The sequence below is a fragment of the uncultured Hymenobacter sp. genome, from assembly GCF_964242765.1.
Lineage (GTDB): Bacteria > Bacteroidota > Bacteroidia > Cytophagales > Hymenobacteraceae > Hymenobacter.
Genome location: NZ_CAXTBM010000027.1, coordinates 28,261 through 46,424 on the forward strand (window position 1 = coordinate 28,261; position 18,164 = coordinate 46,424).

Genomic DNA, 18,164 nt, shown 5'->3' on the forward strand with positions numbered 1-18,164 from the left:
ACAATAGATACAATAGATACAATAGATACAATAGATACAATAGATACAATAGATAGTATTAATATAATGTGTACTATTTAAATAGTTTAGCAAATTCTATACATTGCGCCCATGCAGACAATTGTTTTTTCCAATCATAAGGGGGGAACGGGTAAGACCACTTCCTGCCTAAACGTGGCGTATGCGCTGGCGCAACTCGGTAAGTCGGTGTTGCTCGTGGATTGCGATAGCCAGTGCAATTTGTCCCAAAGCTTTGCTTACCGGGCACCCGACAACAAAACCATCGGCGCCGTTTTACTGGGCCAAGCCAGTTTGTCGGATGTTGTGGAGGAAGTGGGGGAGGGGTTGTACCTAGTACCCAGCGCTACCGACCTAACCGAAGTGGAAGAGCGCATCAGCAAGAAACCGGGTGCCGAATTTGCGCTCAAGGAAGTGCTCGATGAAGTAGAGGAAATTGATTATTGTCTAATCGATACACCCGGCGGCCTTGGCAAACTTACGTACGCGGCCCTTACCGCGGCCGATGCCGTTTTTATTCCCGCTCAGCCGGAATACTACGGCATTGAGGGCTTAGTTGGCTTGCTCGAAGTCTGCCAGCACGTGCAGAAGCGGCTAAACAAAAACCTGAAAATCGGGGGACTGTTTTTCACTCAGTACAACCGCAACGACCGGCGCCGCGCTCAGCGCGACATGGTAAATCTGTTGGAGTCTCACCAGGTATTCGGCCCTTTGGTAATGCAAACCACGGTGCGCCCCAACGTGAGTTTGGTGGAAGCGCAGATTGAAAAAGAAAACATATACCACTGGGCTCCCCAATCCGCCGGCGCCCAGGACTACGAGGCCCTCACCACTGAAATACTTTCCCGACTATGAGCGAGAGCAAAACCAAACCTAAATTCGGCAACAAAGTGCTGGCTGCAATCACCGAACGCATCGAGCCAACCCAACCAGTTGAAGTTTCTGAGCCCGTAAAAGAAACGCTGCCGGACCCAGAAGAAGACCAAACGGTGTGGGTATCCTTTACCACGGCCGTCACGCGCGAAACCTACATGAAGCTCAAGCAGGCCGAGTACTGGGAGCCCGCTTTTTTCTTTAAGGAAGTAACTGAAGCCGCCTTAGTGAAAGAATTGCAGAATTACCCTAACGCCGAGAAACCCCTACCTCCCGCCGCACTGGAAAAGCTATTACGCAGCAGTAAAAAGTTGCGTTAAGTAAGAGCAGGGCGCCGCACCAATGGGATGCGACATTAGTGGGCAATAGCCAAGCCCCGACCAGCACCCCTCACAAAGTGTGCTAGCCGGGGCTTGGCTGCTGATATAGGCTTTTGCTGGAATTGCCTTAGGTAGCAGAACGAATAGAAGACTGGCGAATTAGAAGTTGGGGAGTTAACTGTAACTGGGTCATACCACCACTTTTTTGGGAACCTCCCAATGCCGTCAAAAGCGTGACAATGATATTCTCAGCCATAGCTTCCACTGGCTGCGCCACTACGGTGATAGGGGGGGAGTAGAGCCGCGACAGGTCACTGTCGTCGAAAGAGACAACTGCCATATGCTCCGGAATGTGGCGGCCCAAGCGCCTGAGTGCTTCTAAGCCATATACCCCTAGGTAATTGGTGGCAAATACCACAGCGTTGCAAGTAGGATATGCCTGAAAAAAAGACTGCAACTGGCTGATAACCAGTTCAGGTTCCTGCGTGAATTCAATTGTCTGCACAAGCTCCGGCAGTTTCTGTTCCCGAAGAGCTTGCACGTAGCCTTGCCGGCGCGCCAGCATTTGCATTTGTTGGGAATGCAAGGTAACCAGGGCAATGGTCGTAAAACCCTGCGCAAGCAGGTGCTGGGTGGCCTGGTACATACCCGTCGCACCATCCACCACCACGGCATTCGCGGTTACGTTCGGTAGCAGGCGGTCGAACAGCACCAGGGGCTTACCGCTGCGCACCAAAGCGCTTACTTCGGCCCCAACGCCCTCTGGCAGAGCCAGAATATAGCCGTCTACGTGCCGCTCCTGAAACATGGTTAGCAGGTCGCAGGTCTTGACCGGGTCGTTGTTGGTGCTGCAATAGATAATGTGGTAGCCGCGCGCCAGCGCTTTTTTCTCGATCAGACGAGCCACCGTGGCGAAGAAAGGGTTGGCAATATCTTCCACCATAAGGCCAATGACGTGCGTTTTGCCCGTGCGTAGGCTCTTAGCCAATTGGTTGGGCTTGTAGCCTACTTGCACCGTGTACTGCAACACCCGCTCGGCCAGCGTGTCACTGATGCGCATTTTCTTGGCCTTGCCATTCAGCACCAGCGACACGGTGGCAATGGATACGTCCAAATGCTTGGCGATGTCGTGGATCAGGATTCGCTTCTTCAAGGCCAAGTTATTTTGTTGAAGTTAGCTTGTTCTACTCATACACCTCCTTCGGCCGATTCGCGGCCGCCGCGCCGAACGTCCGATTCGGCTGCGGCCCCATAGTCAGCTTGAGCGTGCCACCAGCTACAATGTCGCGGTGCAGCAAGTAACTGTTGCCATAGGGCTTGCCGTTTAGGGTAGCCGCTTGGATATAAAGGTTTTGGGGGGTATTGTTTTCGACCTCAAGCCGGAACGATTTACCACCCGGTAGTTGAAGGACGGCTTTATCTACGATTGGGCTGCCTAACACGTAGGCGCCACTGCTGGGGCTGACGGGGTAAAAGCCGAGCGCCGAGAGAATGTACCAGGCACTCATCTGCCCGCAGTCCTCGTTGCCGCTGATACCATCCGGCTGGTCTTTGTACATTTCTCGCAGTACCTGGCGCACTTTCTCGGCGGTTTTCCACTGCTGGCCCGCGTAGGCGTAAAGGTAGGTTGTTGCGTGGCTGGGCTCGTTGCCGTGCGCATACATGCCAATCAGGCCCGAAATATCTGGCGAAGCACTCTCGCCCAGGTTACCCTGCACTACAAACAAGCTATCAAGTTTCTGGGTGAAGGCCGCGTCGCTGCCAAACAAGCCAATGAGGCCGGGCACGTCCTGCGGTACCAGCCACGTGTACTGCCAGGCATTGCCTTCGGTGTAGTTGTTTTGCCGATGAATGGATTGGATAGGATCGAAGGGCAGCTGGAACTTGCCGTCGGTTGTCAGGCCGCGCATAAAGCGGGTGTGGGGGTCGAAGTACTTCCGATAATACTGGGCCCGCTCGGTATACGTTTTGTAGTCGGCTTGCTGCCCCAGCTTTTTAGCTACCTGCGCGATGCTCCAATCATCAATAGCATATTCCAGCGCCTTAGCTACCGACTCGCTTTCCTTGTCGGCCGGTATGAAGCCTGTAGCTTTTAGGTAGCGCACGCCCTGATCGTCGCGGGTGCTGGAGGCTTTCATGGCAGCCAGCACCCGCGAACCGTCGAGGCCAGGCGTGCCTTTAAGATAGGCTTCGGCCAGGGCCGGCACGGCGCTGTAGCCTACCATGGTGTTGGTTTCACTGCCCGTCAGGTGCCAGATAGGCAGCTTGCCCTGCTGCTCGTGGATGGCCAGCATCGAGTGCATCATGTCCCCGACCCGTTCGGGCTGAGTTAGCAGGAACAGCGAGTGCGCGGTGCGGTAGGTATCCCAGAGCGAAAAGGTGGTGTAGTTAACGAACGGCGCCTTGGCGTACACTTTCTTGTCGGTGCCCCGGTAATCGTTGTTGGTATCGTTGAAGAGGGCGGGCGCGAAAAAAGCGTGGTACATGGCGGTGTAGAAGATGCGCCGGGCCGCCGGGTCCTTGGTTTCGATGGTTACTTTGCTTAGCTCCCGGTTCCACTTCTCGTCGGCCGCTTGCTGCACCGCCGCGAAGTTCCAGCCGGGAATTTCCGCCGCAATATTCGCCAGCGCATTTTTTGAGCTAACCGGCGAAATGCCAACTCTCATTTGAAATGTAGCCGGGGCCTTCGCGAAGTTGAATAGGCCCTTGATGGCTTTCCCCTGGCCCGATTTGCCCGGGAGCTGCTGCGCTTCCTCGTACACGGCAAACTGGGGCACCGGCACCGAGGTCTTGATAGCGAAGTACAGGCGCTGGTCGTTGGCCCAGCCCTTGGAAAACCGGTAGCCCACAAACGTCTGCGGGTCAACTTGCTCGATGTGCGTATCGGTGGCTTTGTCGTCGATTCCTTCTTTGAGGTCGATGATGACGTGGGCTTCCTTGCCGCCCGCCGGGAAAGTGTACCGGTGAAAGCCTACTCGCTCGGTGCTGGTTAGCTCGACCCGGATGCCGTAGTCGTCCAGGGTTACGGCGTAGTAGCCGGGCTTGGCAATTTCGCGCTGATGCGAGTAGCGCGAGAGGTAGCCCTGGTGGGGCGCTTTCTGCTGGCCCTTGTCGGTTTTGAGAGGACCCGTATACGGCATGATAAGCACGTCGCCGAGGTCCGAGGCGCCAGTGCCGCTGAGGTGGGTGTGCGAAAAGCCGATGAGCAAGCTGTCGGAGTAGTGGTAGCCCGAACACCAATCCCACCCTTTAAAGATGTTCTGCGGCCCGAGTTGCACGGCTCCGAATGGCACGTTAGCCCCCAGAAAAACGTGCCCGTGCCCACCCGTGCCAATCATGGGGTCAACGGCCGCGGTGAGGTGCTGCGCTGAAGCCTGAACGGCCCCGATCAACAAGCAGAGGCCTACAAGTAGGCTCCGGCGTAGTGGCGCCGCTAAGCGCCAAAGAAAGAGAAAGTGGAGCATGCGGATGGGATTAAGAGTGAAAGAAGAGGCGTGACAATTCAGTGGCTCACCGCGTCAGGCTAACTGCTAAAAGCAGAACAACGCTCTCGAACTGCTTTAGAGGGCTAGCCAACAGGTAGCAGAGGGCTCTGGGCAAATATGCTAAAATGATTTAGCTTTCGTAAAGTGAAATAAATTCAAGTAATTCTCCCTTAGAATATATTATTCCAATACATTGCTGCCTGATCAGCCTATTGTGTTGTTGCGAAAGTCGTTCCGTGGTAGGGCGTGCTTACCCCGTTAGTTGCGTCTTACCTGCCTATATAGTTATTACTAGTGCGTCAGCGGCCTTTTGAGAGGATCTGACCGCTACTTCCACTTTCTGGCCTTGCGCGCTGATGGTTGCGCGCCAAGTTGTTCGCTTGCTGTAAGTTCCTCTTTATCAATTGTTCTAATCGGGCAGATTGAGACGAGTGATAGGTGATTTTTTGCTAAAACGTTTAAGTCGTATTGCGTCGCTTCTTGACCATAAATAGCCGGTTCCGGCTTGCCTGCTTAGCTTTTTTTCATTGCCTGCTTTCTTCAATTCCCACTTCTAACCCCTGCTTTATGTCAAGTTTTTTATCAAAGAGAAACTCGTGGGGCTTATCACTGCTTGCGCTAGGCGCGGTGATAGTCCCGCCTCCCGTGCAAGCCTCTGCTAGCAAGACCGCCGCTGCTACGCGCGGCCGCATCGAGGTAACGGTGCAAGGACGGGTAACCGACGAAAAGGGCGGGGCCCTACCCGGCGCCACCATCATTGTGAAAGGCGCCACGGGCTTAGGTGCTAGCACCGACGTGGAAGGCAACTTCTCGCTGACCGTACCTACCGGCAACGAAACCTTAGTGGTTTCTTCTATTGGCTTCGTAGCCCAGGAAATTTCGATTGGTGGCCGTACCACGCTTACCATCAAGCTGGTAACCGACAACAAAGCACTAGAGGAAGTGGTGGTAGTGGGCTATGGTACGCAGCGCCGCTCCGACCTAACGGGCGCGGTGGGCAGCGTGAAGAGCAGTGAAATTCTGGAGCGCCCCGTCGTGAACGTGGCCCAGAGCCTGCAAGGCCGCGTAGCGGGCGTCAACGTCGCGGTAAACTCGGGCCAGCCGGGTGGCAACCCCAACATCCGAATTCGGGGCTACTCGTCTATTAGTGCCAGCAACAACCCGTTGTACGTGGTAGACGGTGTATTTTGGGAGCAGGGCATTGCCACGCTGAACCCAGCCGACATCGAGAGTATTGAAGTTTTGAAAGACGCTTCGGCTACGGCCATCTACGGGGCGCAGGCCAGCGCCGGGGTTATCCTGATTACCACCAAGCGCGGCCGCAAGGGAGGACAAGTAAGCTACGACAACTACGTGAGTGTGAGCAAACTTGCCCGCAAGCTGGACGTGCTCAACGCGCGCGAGTTTCTGGCTGCCGAGGACGTAGCCTACCAGAACGTGCAGAAGTTTGACCCTGCGGGATGGGCCACGGGTAAGTATGCGGCCCGCGACCCCAGCATTAAGCGGCGGGCATTAGCCAACCCCAATGACCCTAAGCGGCTATTTGATGAGCAACTAAATCCGCTCTACGACGTGGATTGGCAGAAAGAAACAACCCAAACAGCTGTTTCGCAGAGCCACAATCTGTCGTTTTCCGGTGGGGGCGACCAAACCACCTACGGCCTGTTTCTGAACTATACGGATGCCGACGGTATCATCCGCAACACCTATCAGAAACGCTATTCGGGCCGTTTGGTGGTAGACAACCAAGTGAAGACTTGGCTTAAAATTGGGGCTACCCTGAACTATAGCAACATCGAAGACCGAATCGGCAACAACAACGTGGGCGGCAACAACATCCCGCGCATGATGATTGAGATGATTCCCATCGTACCCATTCAGTACCCAGGCCCAGGTGGCACGTATGGCAAGCGCCAAGACTACCCCGACATGGAGGGTGGCGACAACCCAGTGGCGCTAACCCGCGAGGATGTGCAAATCACGCGCAACCAGGTATTCGCGGGTAATGTGTTCGCCAACTTCACGATCCTGCCGGGCCTAGATTTTCGCACGGTGCTCGGGGCTAATACGTCGTCTCAACTCAATCCAAACTTCAGCAGCAACTTGGTGCAGTTGCGGGCCGGTACGCAGAATGTGGCCGGCGTCCTCTCCGTCGACCGCAAGAATATACAGTGGCAGAACTACGTCACGTATGCCAAGACTTTTGGGGATGTACACTCGCTGAACGTGGTAGCGGGTACCGATATGCGGCGCTACCGCTACCTCGATCAATATGCCGAAAACCGCAGCATAGCCGACAACAGCTACCTCTACTATAATCTGGGAGCAGGCGCCACGCCTTCCGTGCCTACTTCTACCTTCGACGCCCGACAAAACCTGTCCTTTTTCGGGCGGGCCAACTACGGCTTTATGGAGCGCTACCTGCTGACGGCCACGTTGCGCGCCGATGGAGCTTCCAACTTTGGACCAGATAAAAAGTGGGGCTATTTCCCTTCCGCCGCCGTTGCCTGGCGCATTTCGCAGGAATCGTTTTTGGCCGACAACGCCATTATTTCCGATTTGAAACTACGCTTTGGCTATGGCCAGACGGGCAACAGCAACTTCCCCAGCTACCGGTCGCAAGCGTTGCTAGGAACTAACAGCTACATTTTCAATGGCGTCCGGACGGGCGGCACCACCATCAGTACGCTCAGCAACCCGAACTTGGTTTGGGAGAAGGCCAGCCAGTACGACCTGGGGTTGAACCTGAGCTTATGGAAAAACCGGGTGAGCTTCGAGGCCGACGTGTACCAGCGTACCACCACCGACCTCATTTTGGGGGCGCCGGTGCCCCGCTCCAGCGGTTTCGCTTCCATTACCAAGAATATCGGCAGTATTCGCAACCGGGGGCTGGAACTGGGGCTGAACACGGTGAACGTGGACAGCAAAGACTTCACTTGGTCGACTATTTTCAACATTTCATTCCTCAAAAACGAGGTGTTGCAGCTAGGCGAAGCGGGCGACGACATCTTCCCCGGGCCTAATTTCCTCAACGAAACCAACGTATTGCGCATTGGCCAGCCAGTGGGCGCATTCTTCGGGCTGGAGCGGCAAGGTACCTGGAGCACGGAGGAGGCCGACGAAGCCGTCCGGTATAGCCGCTTACCCGGCGATTTGAAGTTCAAGGATCAAAACAACGACGGCCAGATCAACGACTTAGACCGGGTGGTGTTGGGCAAAGGCATTGCGACGGGCTTCGGCACCTTCAGCAACACCTTCCGCTACCGCAACGTGGACCTGATAGTGGATTTGCAGTTCTCGTACGGCAACGATGTGATGAACCTAACGCACCACTCCGCCCTCGACCGGACCGGACAGGCCAACAGCTTCACCCGCGCCGTAACTGATGCCTGGACGCCGGAAAACCAGAACACCAGCATTGGGCAAGTGCGCCCAACTTACCTGGCTATCAACGGCTACCAGAGCCGCATCGATTCTTATAAGGTGGAAGATGGCTCCTTTATCCGGGGACGCAACCTGGTGCTGGGCTACACTTTTCCGACTACCCTGCTGGAGTCGATCAAGCTCAGCCGGCTGCGCCTGTACGTGTCAGCGCAGAACTTTTTCCTGCGCACCAAATACACCGGTTACGACCCGGAAACGTCCACTTACGACGCGGCATACGATGCAGGAAATGCCCGCAACAGCTTTGCTCAGGGGATTCAGTTTTTCGACTACCCCAAGGCCCGGACTCTCACGGCTGGCCTGAACGTTTCTTTTTAATCCCACTCCCCACCAGCTTTTTATATGTCCTTCATCATTCGACAATTCCGCAAGGTGGCTCTGTGCGCCACCTTGCTAGCAGCTGCTAGCGGCTGCCAGGATTTTTTGGAAGAAGATAACCGCTCCAACCTAACGCAGGACAACTACTTCGCCAATGCCACCCAGGCCCAGGCGGCCGTAGACGGCCTCTACAACCGGCTGCGGCTGCTCAATGCGTCTACCGGCTACGGCGAGGAAGTATGGGTGGGCCTGGAGCTGATGGCTTTGCACGCCACCACGCTGGGGCAGAGCTTCAACAACAACCAACTCATCAACCAGAGCATCGACCCGGCCAACCCGTACTTCTCTTCGGTTTGGAACAACGCGTACAACGGCATTGGGGCGGCTAACCTAGCCATTGCCCGGATTCCGGCCGTTACGATGGATGAAAGCCGGAAAACGGCGCTCTTGGGCGAGGCCCTTTTCATCCGGGCGTTTCTCTACTATCATTTGGTGCGGCTCTACGGGGATGTCCCTCTGATCACCCTGCCCGTCAATGCCACAAGCCCCGACCTCTACCCGGTGCGTGCTTCCCAACAGGAAGTATATAATTTGATTATCAGTGATTTGCAAGCTGCAGAGGCGGCGGGCCTGCCCGCCGTGGACCGAACGGGGCGCGTTTCGTTGGGGGCGGTGAAGTCGCTGCTGGCGAGCGTATACCTGACCACAGCAGGCTACCCCCTCCAGATTAAGGCCAACTATCAGCTGGCGGCCAACAAAGCCGCCGAGGTGATTGATGCCGGCAGTTACCCACTGTTCGCAAACTACGCTTCACTGCACAACAACGCCGATAAAAACCAAGGCGAGTTTATTTTGCAGGCGCAGTATGGCTTTGGCATCACTACCAATGCTATCAGTGCGCTGGTAATCCCATATTTCGTGGGTATTTCAAAGTACAACGACGAGTTTGGGGCCGTTATACCCACGCCCGGGTTCTACGCCACGCACGAGCCGGGCGACCTGCGGGCTCAGGAACAGCAGTTCTACTTTTCGAAGTATGCCTCCATCAAAACTCCTGGGCAGACCGTCAATTTTGGCGCGCAGGCGCTCTACAAGTATTTCCACGTGGAAAGTGCCCTCGGCAACGGCGTGAACGACGAAAACTGGACCCTACTGCGGATGCCGGAGGTGATGCTGATTTATGCCGAGGCCATCAACGAAGCCAGCGCCGCCACGCCTAAAGCATACGCTCAAATCAATGCTATCCGCAGCCGGGCCAAGCTGCCCGCCCTCAGTGGCCTAAGCCAAGCGCAGTTTCGCGAAGCGGTGTGGAAGGAGCGCTACCACGAGCTGGCCTACGAAAACAAAGCCTACTTCGACATTCAGCGCACCCGCAAAACCTACGACGTAGTGGGCAACCGCTTCGTGGACGTGGTGGGCTTTAAAGCTGAGGTAGGCCCGGCCTTCCAGGAAAAGTATCTGCTGTGGGGTATCCCGTCGGCGGAAATCAACAACAACAAGCAACTCACCCAGAATCCGGGGTGGTAGGCAGTTGAACGTCATGGTCGGGTGCGTAACGCGCTGGGCGGGAGTTACGGGAATTTCTGCCACCCACCTGCCGCATCCGGCCTGACGTTCATTTTTATTGCAAATGCTTCAGCAGAGGTTGGATATAAACAATTCCAGCCTCTGCTGAACTGTAATAAGAAATAAGCTTCCGGTATTTTTCACCCTGAGCTTATTGCGCAGTAATTTCTGCCCTAGTGAACTTGAAATTTGATAATCTTTTCTTCGTTCGATTTTCTCCCTTCCCCCAACTGAATGCCTCGACCTCTTCCTTTTCTTACCGCCTTGTGTCTGCTAGCAAGCACCTGTGCCCTAGCGCAAGTTGCGGCTCCCGACAAAGACCCCGTGCAGTGGGTGGACCCGCTCATCGGCACCGATTCCAAGCCTAGCCTTTCCAATGGCAACACCTATCCGGCCATTGCTATGCCCTGGGGCATGAACTTTTGGATGCCGCAAACCGGCAAAATGGGCAACGGCTGGGCCTACCAGTACTCGGCCGACAAGATTCGGGGCTTCAAGCAGACGCATCAGCCCTCGCCCTGGATGAACGACTACGGCCAGTTTGCCCTCATGCCCATCACCGGTCAGCGGGTGTTTGCCGAGGATGCGCGGGCCAGTTGGTTTTCGCACAAAGCCGAGGTGGTTGAGCCCAACTACTACCGCGTGTATTTGGCCGACCACGACGTGACGACGGAAATAACGCCCACCGAGCGCGCCGCCCGTTTCCGCTTCACCTTTCCCCAGACCGATAGTGCCTACGTAGTTATCGACGCCTTGGATAAGGGGTCGTACGTGAAGATGCTGCCCGAGCAGCGCAAGATTATCGGCTACACTACGCGCAACAGCGGCGGCGTACCCAAAAACTTCAAGAATTACTTCGTCATCGAGTTCGACCACGCCTTCACCAGCACGGTTATCTACCAGGACCAACAAGTGGCCAGCGGCTTGGAGGCGACGGCCAACCATGCCGGGGCTGTGGTTGGGTTTAAAACCCGCAAGGGCGAACAAGTGCAGGCGCGGGTGGCGTCGTCGTTTATTAGTCCGGAACAGGCAGAGTTGAACCTGAAGGAAATCGGGGACCGGGACTTCGAGGCGGTGCGCCAGCAGGGCCGGGCCACCTGGAACAAGGCCTTGGGCCGCATTGATATCGAAGGCGGCACCGCCGATCAGCGGCGCACGTTCTATTCCTGTCTGTACCGCTCCCTGTTGTTTCCGCGCAAGCTCTACGAGGTGGACGCAGCGGGCAAAACTGTGCACTACAGTCCGTTCAACGGGCAAGTGCTGCCGGGCTTTATGTACACCGATACCGGCTTTTGGGACACGTTCCGGGCGCTGTTTCCGTTCCTGAACCTGCTTTACCCGGACGTAAACACCGAAATACAGCAGGGCTTGGCCAACGACTACCGGGAAAGCGGCTGGCTGCCGGAGTGGGCCAGCCCCGGTTTGCGCAACGTGATGGTGGGCAACAACTCCGCTTCCGTGGTGGCCGATGCGTATTTGAAGGGCATCCGGGGCCAGGACATGAACGTGCTCTACGAGGCGCTGACGCACGGCGCCAACAACGCCGGGCCCATGCCGGCCGTGGGCCGGGCCGGGGTGGAGTACTACAACAAGCTCGGCTACGTGCCCTACGACGTGAAGATCAACGAAAACGCGGCCCGCACCCTGGAATACGCCTACGACGACTTCACGATTTATCAGCTGGCTAAGGCCTTGAACCGGCCTAAAAAAGAAATCAACCTCTACGCCAAGCGCAGCCAGAACTACCGCAACTTGTTTGATAAGCAAACGGGCCTGATGCGGGGCAAAAACCAGGATGGCAAATTCCAGACGCCGTTCAGCCCGTATAAGTGGGGCGACGCTTTCACCGAAGGTAACGCTTGGCACTACACCTGGTCGGTGTTTCACGATGTGCAGGGTCTGGTGGATTTGATGGGGGGCAAGCAGAAATTCGTGGCTACCCTGGACACCGTCTTTACCGTTCCGCCGGTGTTCGACGATTCGTACTACGGCTCCACGATTCACGAAATCCGGGAAATGCAGATTGCCAACATGGGCAACTATGCCCACGGCAACCAGCCCATCCAGCACATGATTTACCTCTACAACTACGCCGGTCAGCCCTGGAAAACGCAGTATTGGGTGCGCGAAACGATGAACCGCATGTACTTGCCGACTGCCGATGGCTACTGCGGCGACGAAGACAACGGCCAAACCTCGGCCTGGTACGTGTTTTCGGCCCTGGGCTTCTACCCCGTCTGCCCCGGCACCGACCAGTACGTGCTGGGTGCGCCGCTGTTCCCGAAAGCCACGTTGCACCTACCCTCCGGCAAAGATATCGTGCTAAATGCGCCCCAGAATTCGGCCACCAACCGATACGTGCAGCAGCTAACGCTCAACGGCAAACCCTACGAGAAGAACTGGCTTAGCCACCAAGAGCTGCTGCAAGGCGCCACCCTTGGTTTCGACATGAGCGCCACGCCCAACAAAAGCCGCGGTACAAAAGCCGACGCCGCGCCCTTCTCCATGTCGAAAGCAAAATAGCGCGAAGCTTGCTTTGGCGAGGCAACAAATAGTCTTTGTAACCAGGAAATTTCCCAAAAGAGCCCGTCATGCTGAGCTTGCCGAAGCATCTCTACCGCCAAACTAGCTTTTGATGCCTGCGCAACGAAGCGGTAGAGATGCTTCGACTGCGCGGACGCCAGATCGAGCATGACAGTCACCTTGGCAACGTCAGCACGCGAGATGCTTCAACCTACGGACGTCAGATCGAGCATGACGGGCTTTTTCCATAAACTAGCATCCAAGTAGTCAACCTAAGGCAAAGCAGGAGTGTGTTGTCTGGCTCCCCCTCTCCCTTTGGAGAGGGGGCCGGGGGGTGAGGCCACCAGCAGAACGACCCTTCAACATGCCCACCCACTCTTTCTATGAACCGTCGAGCCTTTGTTCAGAGCTTCTCGCTGCTAACCAGCAGCGTATTCTTCCCGCAGTATTCCTTTGCCGGGGCGGCGCCGGCTTTTCCGGTGGTGCGCCCGGCGGCGGAAAAGCGGCGGTTTCGCAGCCGCTTCGTAGAGGCGGCCATTACGGAATTTCAAAAGAAAGTGAAAGACCCGGAGTTGGGTTGGCTATTTAACAACTGCTTTCCGAGCACGCTCGATACCACCGTCACGTACGCCAACCAACAGGGACGCCCCGATACCTACGTCATCACCGGCGACATCGACGCCATGTGGCTGCGCGACAGTTCGGCCCAGGTGTGGCCTTATCTGAATTTCATCGACAAGGATACAGAGCTGCGGCAGTTGGTGGCGGGCGTCATCAACCGCCAAACCCGGTGCATCAACAAGGACCCGTACGCCAACGCTTTCTACGGCGACGATACCAAGGTGGGAGAGTGGAAATCGGACCGGACCAAGATGCAGCCCGGCGTGCACGAGCGGAAGTGGGAAATCGACTCGCTGTGCTACCCCATCCGGCTGGCGTACCACTACTGGAAGAAAACCAACGACCCCCAACCCTTCGACGCGCAGTGGCAGCAGGCCATCCGCACGACGCTGCAAACGTTTCGGGAGCAGCAGCGCAAAACTGGGCTTGGTCCCTACAAGTTTCAGCGCGAAACGGCCACCGCCACCGATACCCAACCCATGAGCGGCTACGGCTATCCGGTGCAACCGGTCGGGCTCATTTGCTCGTCTTTTCGCCCCAGCGACGATGCCACGCTTTACTCGTTTCTGGTGCCCAGCAATTTCTTCGCCGTGGTGAGCTTGCGCCAAGCCGGCGAGATGATGACCACCCTAGCCAAAGACGCTAAAACCGCGCAGGAGCTAACGGCCCTGGCCAACGAGGTAGAGGCCGCCCTGCGCCAGCACGCGGTTGTCAACCACCCCCAGCACGGCAAAATTTACGCCTACGAGGTGGATGGCTTCGGGAGCCAGGTGCTGATGGATGATGCAAACGTGCCTAGTCTGCTGTCGTTGCCTTATCTGGGGGCAGTGCCGGCCTCGGACCCCGTTTACCAGAATACCCGCAAGTTTCTGCTTTCAACGGCTAATCCGTTCTTCTTTGCAGGCAAAGCCGCCGAGGGTATAGGCGGGCCACACGTGGGGCAGAATATGATTTGGCCGATTGCCATTACTATGCGCGGCCTGACCAGCACCAACGACGCTGAAATTCGCACCTGCGTGCAGCACCTCAAAACCACGCACGCCGGCACCGGCTACATGCACGAATCCTTCCACAAAGACGACGCGGCTAAATTCAGCCGCGCCTGGTTTGCTTGGGCTAACACGATTTTCGGGGAGTTTCTGTGGAAAACCTATCAGGAAAAGCCGCAACTGTTGGCGTGAGGTAGTGTACGGCTAGGGACGCTGAATTGAAAGCCCGACAGTCGGCAGGCAAGCAGGAGCGGGGAAGTTTACGCGGTTGGCTTTTGAACTTTGCTGCCGCTTCAAGCCCGAACAACATTGATGATGAAGGTAACGCCCCACTAAATTCCCCATGAAACAACTCCTTCTACTTCTAACTGCCGCTTCAGCAAGTGTTCTGGTTGCGCCGGCGGCTTTCGCCCAAACGGCTACTACCGCCCGCAAAACAGCCGCCACTAAAACAACGACGACGGCTACTTCGGCAAAGGCCGGTAACCCCGTATTTCCGGGCTGGTACGCCGACCCAGAGGGCATTATATTCGACAACAAATACTGGATTTACCCTACCTACTCGGCTAAGTATGAGCAACAGGTCCACCTAGACGCCTTTTCGTCGCCTGACTTAGTTAACTGGACCAAGCACCCGCAAATCGTGGATACGGCGCGCGTCAAATGGGCCCGCAAAGCCATGTGGGCGCCGTCCATTATCAAGAAAAAAGACAAGTACTTCCTCTTTTTCAGCGCCAACGACGTGCACGAAGGCGAAATAGGCGGGATTGGCGTGGCCGTGGCCGACCGCCCAGAAGGGCCGTTCACCGACTACTTGGGCAAGCCCCTGATCGGGCAGATTCACAACGGTGCCCAACCCATCGACCAGTTTGTGTTCCAGGACAAGGACGGGACGTACTACATGATTTACGGGGGCTGGTCGCACTGCAATATTGCGCGGCTGAAAGACGATTTCACGGGTTTCGTGCCCTTTGCCGATGGCACCACTTTCCGGGAAATCACGCCGCAAGGCTATGTGGAAGGCCCCTTTATGTTTCGGAAAGACGGCAAGTACTACTTCATGTGGTCGGAAGGCGGGTGGACCGGCCCTAATTATTCGGTGGCCTATGCCATAGCCGATTCTCCGCTTGGCCCCTTCAAGCGGGTCGACAAAATACTGAAGCAAGACCCCGAGGTAGCTACCGGGGCTGGGCATCACTCCGTGATTCAGGTTCCGGGCAAAGACATCTGGTATATCGTTTATCACCGCCGGCCCCTCACCGAAACCGATGGCAACCACCGGGTTACCTGCATCGACCGCCTTTACTTCGACGCGCAAGGCCTTATAAAACCGGTGAAGATTACGGCGGCAGGAGTGGAGGCTCAGGCCTTGAAATAAATAGGTAATTTGATTTATCGGCCTTGACCGCCTTGCCGCTCCTCTGCACACCCAGCCTTCTTCTTTTCCTAATTCCCATCAGCATGAAAAAACCCTTAGCTCTCTTGTTTGCTGCGGCACTCAGCGTCGGCAGCCTGCTGGCCCAAACGCTCCGCCCGCCGGCTTATCCGCTCATCACCCACGACCCGTATTTTAGCTTGTGGACTTTCAACGACACGCTAACGGCCGCGCCCACCCGGCACTGGACTGGTGCACCCCAGGCGCTGGAGGGCGTGGTCCGCGTCGATGGCAAGGTGTATCAGTTTCTGGGCCAGGCGGCTCCCCAGTACCGCGCCCTCATCCCCACCGTGCAGGAGCAGGCTTACACCGCTCAATACACGCTCACTGCTCCGGCGGCCGGCTGGGAAAAACCCGATTTTGCGGCGACGAACTGGAAAACGGGTCCTGCACCTTTCACCGACCAAAAAGACCGGCAAGGGACGACCTGGACCGAGGGCGACGTGTGGGTGCGCCGGCGCGTAACCGTCGCCAATCCCGCCACGACCGGCAAGCTGCGCCTCTACATGTGGCACGACGACGCGGTGGAAGTGTATCTGAATGGAGTGCTACTGGTGCAACAGCCCCGCTGGAACAACAGCTACGAGTATTTCGATGTGCCCGAAACGGCGCGCCAAGCGCTGCGCAAAGGGGAGAACGTACTGGCCATGCACTGCAACAGTCCTATGGGTGGTGAGTACCTCGATGCGGGCCTGTACGAAGTCTTGCCGGTACCTGTTACGCCTACCGCCCGCCAAACCAGCGTCGCGGTTACGGCTACCCAAACTACTTACCAGTTTGTGGCCGGTCCGGTGCAATTGACCGTCAACTTTCTCTCGCCGCTGCTGCTCGATGAGTTGGAAACCGTAGCCCGGCCCGTGAGCTACGTTACGTTTGGGGCTACTTCCACCGATGGCAAGGCCCATCCGGTCCAGGTGCTGCTGACAGAAAGCGGCAGCATGGCCACCAACACAACGTACCAGCCCGTCACGACCCAGGCCGGCAACGCGGGCACCCTGGTCTGGCAGGCCGTGGGTACCACCGCCCAGCCCGTTCTGGCCAAGGCCGGCGACAATGTGCGCATCGATTGGGGCCACGCCTACCTAGCGGCACCGGCGCCCGCCCGGCTGGCGGCGGGTGAGCCGCAAGCCCTGAAAAATACGTTCACCAAAACCGGCACTCTCACCGCTAACACCAAGCCCCTGAGCGGGCAGGCCCAACGCGTAGCCTTGGCTACGGTGCTCGACCTGGGCTCGGTCAGCAAGCCCACGGAGCGGCACGTGCTGCTGGGCTACGACGACCAGTATTCGGTGCAGTACTTCGGGCAGAACCTGCGCGGCTGGTGGCGGCGCGACCCGGCCACCACCATGCCCAAAACCCTGCAAGCCGCCGAAGCCGACTACACCCGCCTGCGCCAAAAATCCACGACTTTCGACAAAAAGCTTTACGCCGACGCCCAGGCCGCTGGCGGGCAACAGTATGCCGACTTGTGTCAATTGGCGTATCGCCAGGCTATTGCCGCCCACAAAATTGTGGCGGGGCCGAAGGGGGAAGTGCTATTCCTTTCCAAGGAAAACTTTTCCAACGGCTCCATCGGCACGGTGGATATAACTTACCCGTCGGCGCCTTTGTTTTTGCTCTACAACAACGAGTTGGCCAAAGGCCTACTGCGCTTCATCTTCGAGTACAGCGAGTCGGGGCGGTGGAAAAAAGAATTTCCCGCCCACGACATCGGGACTTACCCGCGGGCCAATGGCCAGACCTACGGCGAGGACATGCCGGTGGAAGAAGCGGGTAACATGCTGATTATCACGGCTGCCGTCGTCAAGATGGATGGCAAGCCCGACTTCGCCCGCGAGCATTGGCCCACGCTCACCAAGTGGGTAGGCTTCCTGAAGCGCGACGGGCTGGACCCCGCCAATCAGCTCTGCACCGACGACTTCGCCGGCCACCTGGCCCGCAACGCCAACTTGTCGGCCAAGGCCATTATGGGCATTGCCTGCTACGGGCAGATGGCGCGGCAGCTCGGCGACCAGAAAACGGCCGACGAGTACACCGCCCTGGCTCGCGACTACGCCAAGCGCTGGGTGGCGATGTCCACCACCGGCGACCACTACGCTTTGACGTTCGACAAAACGCCCGGTTCGTGGAGCCAGAAGTATAATATTGTCTGGGATAAGCTGCTGGGCCTGAACATATTCCCGAAAGAAGTGGCCCAGCAGGAAATGACGTATTACCTAGCCAAGCAACAGCGCTACGGCCTGCCGCTGGACAGCCGCAAAACCTACACCAAGTCGGACTGGATTATGTGGACCGCCACCATGGCCGATAAGCCGGCCGACTTTCAGGCTCTGGTGAAGCCCATCTGGCAGTTCGCCAACGACTCGCCCACCCGCGTGCCGCTCACCGACTGGCACGAAACCACCGATGCCAAGCAGGTCGGCTTTCAGGCCCGCTCGGTGGTGGGCGGCTACTTTATCAAAATGCTGGAAAAGCAAATGAGCGAGAAACCCTAGCGTAATTGACTAGCTGCGCCTTAAAAATTCAACTGTCATTCCGACGCAGAAGGAATCTGAGTGGAACCGTTCAACGG

The 18,164-nt window shown here is 56.9% G+C and carries 10 protein-coding genes; 8 read left to right on the forward strand and 2 right to left on the reverse strand.

What is annotated here, in order from left to right:
• Positions 1-111: 111 nt before the first annotated feature.
• Both ACFE7X_RS12965 and ACFE7X_RS12970 read left to right on the forward strand, forming a co-directional pair.
• Complete coding sequence (locus tag ACFE7X_RS12965; RefSeq protein WP_375436094.1) at positions 112-873, forward strand: ParA family protein; 762 nt, start codon at positions 112-114, stop codon at positions 871-873.
• The gene (locus ACFE7X_RS12970) at positions 870-1,211 is read left to right on the forward strand and encodes a hypothetical protein (RefSeq protein WP_375436095.1); all 342 of its coding nucleotides are present in this window, start codon (positions 870-872) and stop codon (positions 1,209-1,211) included. The genes ACFE7X_RS12965 and ACFE7X_RS12970 overlap by 4 nt, the downstream gene beginning before the upstream one ends.
• Positions 1,212-1,338: 127 nt before the next feature.
• Here the strand turns inward: ACFE7X_RS12970 and ACFE7X_RS12975 are convergent, their stop codons facing one another.
• Together ACFE7X_RS12975 and ACFE7X_RS12980 are read right to left on the reverse strand one after the other, a co-directional pair.
• Positions 1,339-2,364 carry a LacI family DNA-binding transcriptional regulator gene (locus ACFE7X_RS12975; RefSeq protein ID WP_375436096.1) on the reverse strand — a complete coding sequence of 342 codons (1,026 nt, stop codon included), beginning with the start codon at positions 2,362-2,364 and terminating at the stop codon, positions 1,339-1,341.
• A 31-nt stretch (positions 2,365-2,395) separates the two neighbouring features.
• The gene (locus ACFE7X_RS12980; protein ID WP_375436097.1) at positions 2,396-4,675 is read right to left on the reverse strand and encodes a GH92 family glycosyl hydrolase; all 2,280 of its coding nucleotides are present in this window, start codon (positions 4,673-4,675) and stop codon (positions 2,396-2,398) included.
• Between the two features lie 666 nt (positions 4,676-5,341).
• On the opposite strand from ACFE7X_RS12980, the gene ACFE7X_RS12985 reads away from it, so the two are divergent.
• The 6 genes from ACFE7X_RS12985 to ACFE7X_RS13010 all read left to right on the forward strand — a co-directional run bounded on the left by ACFE7X_RS12985 (position 5,342) and on the right by ACFE7X_RS13010 (position 18,087).
• Positions 5,342-8,458: a SusC/RagA family TonB-linked outer membrane protein gene (locus ACFE7X_RS12985; protein ID WP_375436098.1), complete on the forward strand. Its 3,117-nt coding sequence runs from the start codon at positions 5,342-5,344 to the stop codon at positions 8,456-8,458.
• Positions 8,459-8,482: 24 nt separating this feature from the next.
• Positions 8,483-9,985, forward strand: a complete 1,503-nt coding sequence (locus ACFE7X_RS12990; protein WP_375436099.1) for a RagB/SusD family nutrient uptake outer membrane protein — start codon at positions 8,483-8,485, stop codon at positions 9,983-9,985.
• Between the two features lie 273 nt (positions 9,986-10,258).
• On the forward strand, positions 10,259-12,547 hold the full coding sequence (locus ACFE7X_RS12995) for a GH92 family glycosyl hydrolase (RefSeq protein WP_375436100.1): 2,289 nt from the start codon (positions 10,259-10,261) through the stop codon (positions 12,545-12,547).
• Between the two features lie 383 nt (positions 12,548-12,930).
• Complete coding sequence (locus ACFE7X_RS13000; RefSeq protein WP_375436101.1) at positions 12,931-14,349, forward strand: glycoside hydrolase family 125 protein; 1,419 nt, start codon at positions 12,931-12,933, stop codon at positions 14,347-14,349.
• Positions 14,350-14,500: 151 nt separating this feature from the next.
• Positions 14,501-15,535 carry a glycoside hydrolase family 43 protein gene (locus tag ACFE7X_RS13005; protein WP_375436102.1) on the forward strand — a complete coding sequence of 345 codons (1,035 nt, stop codon included), beginning with the start codon at positions 14,501-14,503 and terminating at the stop codon, positions 15,533-15,535.
• An 83-nt stretch (positions 15,536-15,618) separates the two neighbouring features.
• A complete protein-coding gene (locus ACFE7X_RS13010) occupies positions 15,619-18,087 on the forward strand; it encodes a glutaminase domain-containing protein (RefSeq protein ID WP_375436103.1) in 2,469 nt (822 codons plus the stop codon).
• The last annotated feature ends 77 nt before the right edge of the window (positions 18,088-18,164 follow it).

What these genes read in the sequence shown, in the direction of transcription:
- ACFE7X_RS12965 (WP_375436094.1), top strand. Translation starts at nt 112, where the DNA reads ATGCAGACAATTGTTTTTTCCAATCATAAGGGGGGAACGGGTAAGACC.
- ACFE7X_RS12980 (WP_375436097.1), bottom strand. Translation starts at nt 4,675, where the DNA reads ATGCTCCACTTTCTCTTTCTTTGGCGCTTAGCGGCGCCACTACGCCGG.
- ACFE7X_RS12995 (WP_375436100.1), top strand. Translation starts at nt 10,259, where the DNA reads ATGCCTCGACCTCTTCCTTTTCTTACCGCCTTGTGTCTGCTAGCAAGC.
- ACFE7X_RS12990 (WP_375436099.1), top strand. Translation starts at nt 8,483, where the DNA reads ATGTCCTTCATCATTCGACAATTCCGCAAGGTGGCTCTGTGCGCCACC.
- ACFE7X_RS12970 (WP_375436095.1), top strand. Translation starts at nt 870, where the DNA reads ATGAGCGAGAGCAAAACCAAACCTAAATTCGGCAACAAAGTGCTGGCT.
- ACFE7X_RS13005 (WP_375436102.1), top strand. Translation starts at nt 14,501, where the DNA reads ATGAAACAACTCCTTCTACTTCTAACTGCCGCTTCAGCAAGTGTTCTG.
- ACFE7X_RS13000 (WP_375436101.1), top strand. Translation starts at nt 12,931, where the DNA reads ATGAACCGTCGAGCCTTTGTTCAGAGCTTCTCGCTGCTAACCAGCAGC.
- ACFE7X_RS13010 (WP_375436103.1), top strand. Translation starts at nt 15,619, where the DNA reads ATGAAAAAACCCTTAGCTCTCTTGTTTGCTGCGGCACTCAGCGTCGGC.